General features: G+C 69.0%; 4 protein-coding genes. 3 read left to right on the top strand and 1 reads right to left on the bottom strand.

Annotated features, from left to right (window positions below):
* Together AB0915_RS38935 and AB0915_RS38930 are read left to right on the top strand one after the other, a co-directional pair.
* The coding region (locus tag AB0915_RS38935; protein WP_366696103.1) for an IS3 family transposase at positions 1–221 on the top strand (221 nt) is incomplete at its 5' end.
* A gap of 66 nt (positions 222–287) precedes the next feature.
* A complete protein-coding gene (locus AB0915_RS38930) occupies positions 288–1,088 on the top strand; it encodes a hypothetical protein (protein ID WP_366696101.1) in 801 nt (266 codons plus the stop codon).
* 139 nt (positions 1,089–1,227) lie between these two features.
* Here AB0915_RS38930 and AB0915_RS38925 read toward each other — a convergent pair whose 3' ends face one another.
* A complete protein-coding gene (locus AB0915_RS38925; RefSeq protein ID WP_366696099.1) occupies positions 1,228–1,656 on the bottom strand; it encodes a YbaB/EbfC family nucleoid-associated protein in 429 nt (142 codons plus the stop codon).
* Between the two features lie 552 nt (positions 1,657–2,208).
* Between AB0915_RS38925 and AB0915_RS38920 the strand changes: the two genes are divergently transcribed.
* Positions 2,209–2,712, top strand: coding sequence for a cupin domain-containing protein (locus tag AB0915_RS38920; protein WP_366696097.1), 504 nt, complete (start codon positions 2,209–2,211; stop codon positions 2,710–2,712).
* The last annotated feature ends 10 nt before the right edge of the window (positions 2,713–2,722 follow it).

Genomic DNA, 2,722 nt, shown 5'->3' with positions numbered 1-2,722 from the left:
TGGGGCAGCGGGTGAACCGCAAGCGCATCGCCCGCATCATGCGCGAACGCGACATCCGCGGCGTCACCCGGCGCAAGCACCGCTCGCTGACCCGGGCGGACAAGAAGGCGAAGCCGGCCCCGGACCTCATCGGCCGCGACTTCCATGCCGAGCTCCCCGGCACCAAGCTGGTCGGCGACATCACCTACCTGCCCACCACCGAGGGCTGGCTCTACCTATAAGTTACGTGGAATCACGCTGACGGATGGTCCTGCTGCAGGGGGCGGTATGCCGGTCCTGGTGTCGCGTTGAGCGTGTTCGTGACGGTGGGCCTGGAACTGCTCGAACACCGGCTGGGCGCGGACCGGATCAGAGGCGCACGGACGACAGCGAAGGAGATCGTCGACCTGTGTGGCGGACTCCCCCTGGCACTGGCCGTCGTCAGCGCGCGTGCCCTCATGCATCCCCACTTCCCGCTCGGCGCGCTCGCGCAGCATCTCCGCGACAACCAGGACAGCCTCGTGGCCTTCTCCAGCCACGATCCCCGCACCGATCCCCGAAGCGTCTTCTCCCGCAGCTACGACACGCTGAGCGGCGGTGCCGCGGCCCTGTTCCGGCTCCTCAGCCTGCACCCCTCACAAGACATCACCCTGTCCGCCGCAACGAGCCTGTCGAGTACCCACCCGCGGGCAACACGTGAGTACATGGCCGAACTCGTCGACCGCAACATGATCGTGGAACAGACTCCCGGCCGGTACGCCTGCCACACACTGCTGCGCAGCTACGCGGCGGAACTGGGCCGCAGCGTGGACGGGAAGGAGATCCTCGCCGAGGCCCGCGCCCGGATGTTCGAGCACTACCTGCACAGTGCCGACGCCGCAACCACCCTCCTCGCTCCACACAACAGCGACGTCGTCCTGCCTCCCCCGCGCGTCGGCGTCCGTCCCCAGCGGTTCGACGACCGGGCGGACGCCGCACAGTGGATCGTCGCCGAGCGGTACGTGCTGCCGGCTCTCATCCAGGACGTGCGCCACTATCCCCGGGTGGACACCTTCCGGCGGCAGCTCACCGCCGCGCTGGAGATGTGCGTGGAGTCCCCGGTGCCGTGACAGCCCGGCTCACACGACCCCGAGTCCCGCCACGGCGGTGGCGGCCAGGGCGCCGCGCCTCGCCTGCAGCTGTGGTCCTGCGCCGGTACGCCCGACCAGAAGTGGTCCACGAGCTGAGACCCGACGGGTCACCGACCGGTCACCACCCGATTCCCAGGGTGCGCTTCGTCAACGGCTGCTTGATCGTGTCAGGGGGCATTCCCGGCTCGGGCTCGCGGCCCAGGCCGGGGCGTTCCGGGCCCGGCTGACCGTGTCCACGCGCCATCTGGAGCCTGGCGGACTCCACGATGGCGATGCGGCGGGTCGCCACCTCCGACCGCGCCCTCGCGAGCGCCTCCATGAAGCTGTCGGCCAGCGCCTGACCGCTCATGACCTGGAACATGTTGTTGGGGAAACGCACTCCGGACGTCTCGCCGTCACCCCCCACAGTGGCCTCCACGGCACCGTCCCTGGACCGGGCCGTCACCGATGTGGTCTGCAGTTCCAGCTCGGCCTTGAGCAGGGCCTCGTGTTTTCTGGCGAACGCCGCCAGAGCCTCTTGCAGGCGACTGCCGTGGTGCGCGTCCATGGTTGCTCCCTTGCCGGTGGAACCCCGACGGCGGAACGAATCGGGGAAACGGACGGGTACCCGGGACCGGTCTGGCGGTGAGGACGGCGAGCGTCCTCGTACGCGATGCTCCTCCCGATCCCGGCGGCGTACGCCGGCGGGCTTGCGCCCGCTTCAGGCAGCCGTGATGCTGACGGACAGGCGACGGCGTACCGACATCCCCCGCCCCACCCACAGAACGAGACCGCGGCGCAGAAGGTTCAGACGTTGTCCCCAGGTGTCAATCCGGCGCACCGTCACCGACCCGATGCCGGCAGGGGCGTCCGGTGGTCCGGTCCCTGTCGACCCCTCTGAACCGTCGTGAGTCCAGCCCTCTGAACCGCCGGTCCTCCCAGTGGGTGTTTCCGGGGTGCGACGCCGGTGCCGTCACAGCGCCTCCCTCACGCCCACATGTTTCTTCTGTATAGACTGCCTCTATCGAATGAAGACCCGCTCGGGGGTCTCTCACGTGCGCGCTCGCACGTCACCCGCGTACCGGGTCTCGGTGTCCATGTGAGCCAGGAGCCACGCACCATGAGCAACTTCCCTTCACCGCCGCCTGTTCCCCAGGACCGTCAGTTCGTCCTGGGCCAGCACTTACATCTGTCCATCCTCACATCCGCGGAGGAGACGGAGGGCCGTCACGACATATCCGACGTGACGCTGCCCGCCCACGCGGGCACGCCGCTGCACATGCACACCGGATACGAGGAACGTATCTGGGTCGTGGAGGGCACTCTGACTGTATGGTCCGGCCCCAACACGTACACCCTGCGCTCCGGCGACTTCTACCGGGTCCCGATGAACACACCGCACACCATCAAAGCGGGCGAGGACGGCGCGCGTACCCTGGCCATCACCTCCCCCGCCAGGTTCGCCGAGCTGATCCGTCGCACGGGTACGCCCGCCCACCTGGCCACGGCCGAGACCGAGTGGGACATGGAGCTTTTCAAGACCGTCACCGAGGAGTTCGGGGACGTCATCCTCGGCCCGCCGGGCGCCACGCCCGCCGGCCTGGGAGCCGTCGGGCAGGCCTGAGGCGTCCGGC

The organism is Streptomyces sp. NPDC048411, assembly GCF_040704695.1.
Lineage (GTDB): Bacteria > Actinomycetota > Actinomycetes > Streptomycetales > Streptomycetaceae > Streptomyces.
The sequence above is the reverse complement of the archived record's forward strand: the minus strand, read 5'-3'. Positions and strand labels throughout refer to the sequence as shown.